The following is a 919-nucleotide window of genomic DNA, read 5'->3' on the forward strand; positions in this document are numbered from 1 at the left end:
GCGCGGGCGTCAGCAGTCATATCAGCTGTCTACCATCACCGGAGGCGCGGTCCAGGCGACCGCTTCGGGTCCTGGTGGTCGGTGCAGGGGTAAGCGGTATTTCGGTTGCCCGCGGATTGCTGCGGGACGGACACGACGTCACCGTCTTCGATCAGCGCACGGATACGCGCGCAGGCGGCGGCGCCGTGACCATCTGGTCCAACGGCGAGACAGTTCTGCGGCAGCTCGGTGTCGACATGGAGGGGGCCGGTCAACTGCTGTCCAGCGTCCGGGTGTTGACGTCCAAGGGGCACCGAGTCGCCACGTTGGACCTCTCCACGATGGTGAAGCGACTGGGCGCAGCCGTTCGGATGGTCCCGCGCCGGGTGCTGCTGGAACGACTGCTGGCAGATTTCCCGGCCGATCGCATCCGGTGCAACGCGCGCGCGGCCCGGGTCATCACGATGCCCCACGGCGTGGCGGTCGGGTTCGAAGACGGCAGCGTGGTCGAAGGCGACCTGCTGATCGGTGCCGACGGTCTGCATTCGGTGATCCGGGATGTGGTCGGCGCACAGCCCGCCCAGCCCACCGGATGGTGCAGCTGGCAGGGTCTCGTCAGCCTGCCGGAGATCGTTGACCGGGAGATCGCCTACATCGTCATCGGCGAGCACGGAAACACGGGTCTTTGGCCGGCCGGGGGGTCAAACGTGCAGTGGTGGTTCGACCTGCCCTGGTCCCGCGATTTCATCCGGCCCCACCGCCCCGTCGAGGTGATCCGGTCTAACTTCGCCGGCTGGTCCGACTCGGTCGATCTGGTACTGGCGAAATTGACCGACGAAGATCTGGCCCAGTCGCCCTACCCTCATTTCCGCCATCCGATTCCCGCCACGTTGAACGCGGGTCCGGTGACCTTGCTCGGCGATGCCGCGCACACCATGCC

General features: G+C 66.9%; 1 protein-coding gene. It reads left to right on the forward strand.

The features are described 5' to 3' along the window. Positions 1 to 74: 74 nt before the first annotated feature. Positions 75 to 919, forward strand: an 845-nt coding sequence (locus ACZY0B_RS27770; RefSeq protein WP_463767426.1) for an FAD-dependent oxidoreductase, incomplete at its 3' end; no start/stop codon positions are given.

The sequence above is a fragment of the Mycobacterium sp. IDUB_19 genome (genome assembly GCF_055419445.1).